The following is a 1206-nucleotide window of genomic DNA, read 5'->3' on the forward strand; positions in this document are numbered from 1 at the left end:
CGTCTGGTGTCGATGATGCCAAGCGGATAATCATGGAAGGTAAGTGCCCATTGGCCGTCCTCGGCTTCGGTGGCCGCGACGGCTTCGCCGGCCAGTGATTGCGAGACATAGACGAAGCCGCCATTCCACCTGATCTCGCCATTGTGGCGCACCCAGCGAACCGCGGCCTCTTGCGGATAATCGGGCTCGGGTGGCGTCCTTGGCATGGCTCGTTGCGACGGGCGGCAATGCTGGGCTGGAGTGTCCATGGCAAGCGCCTCATGCGGACGCTCCTCATTGTAGCTGCGCCGGAAGGCTTCGAAGGCCTGGCCCTGAGCCGTTCTGTCGGCTTCCGGGTCCTTGGCCAGTGGCAGCATGGTCAGATGGAAGCGCTCGTGGCGACCGTTCTGCTGCGGCTTGCCGGGTGCGATCCGTTCCAACGTGATGCCGAGCTTGATGAAGCGCACCGCAAGCGGCGTCAGCCCGGTGACGCCGGCCGACGCGAAGGGCGAGCCATTGTCGCTTCTGAAGCGATCCGGCAGGCCATGCTCCTCAAACAGTCGCTCGAACACCGGCCAGGCCTCGGCGTCCGCCGTCGAACCCGTCGCTTCGAGCGCCAGAAGGTAGCGGCTCGAGGCATCCATCACCGTCAACGGATCGCAGCGCCACCCGTCGGCAGTCCGGAACCACCCCTTGTGATCGCCAGTCCACACCGCATTCGGCCCTTGCGGCTCCGGCCACGGTCCGTTGCCACAGGCTCGCAGACGTGGCCGCTTGCGGACGCCGACAAGCCCATGCCGTGCAAGGATCGCGCCCACCGTCGAGGCCGACGGCCAAACCAGCTCGGGAGCCGTGCGCTTGAGACGCGCCACGATCTTCTTTGGCCCCCACAGCGGATGCACCTCCTTGGCGGCAACGATCCGCTCCACCAGGTCCAGCGCCGTCGCCCGGCCGTGATTGAGCGGCGCGCGAGGCAGATCGTGCAAACCTTCCGGGCCGAACGCGCGATAGCGTCCAAGCCATTTGTAGCCGGTCTTGCGCGATATCCCATAAGCCGCACAGAGCTCGATCATCGTCTCTTCACCCGAAAGGCAATCCACAACAAACCGTAGCCGCTCGTCCATGATCCCAGTTTCTCGCCAAACCATCGCCGGTCCTCCCGGCGGACAAGAAAACTGTCACCCATGCTATCGGTCCATTCTGTTACCTATCTATCCGGTTCGGACA

Annotated in this window: 1 protein-coding gene; it reads right to left on the reverse strand. The window is 64.4% G+C overall.

Going from position 1 to position 1206, the window contains the following annotated elements:
* A partial coding sequence (locus tag EN850_RS33310) for a helix-turn-helix domain-containing protein (RefSeq protein ID WP_136092917.1) occupies positions 1 to 1127 on the reverse strand: 1127 nt, incomplete at its 3' end.
* Between the last annotated feature and the right edge of the window lie 79 nt (positions 1128 to 1206).

The organism is Mesorhizobium sp. M8A.F.Ca.ET.207.01.1.1, from assembly GCF_004794715.1.
Classification (GTDB): Bacteria; Pseudomonadota; Alphaproteobacteria; order Rhizobiales; family Rhizobiaceae; genus Mesorhizobium.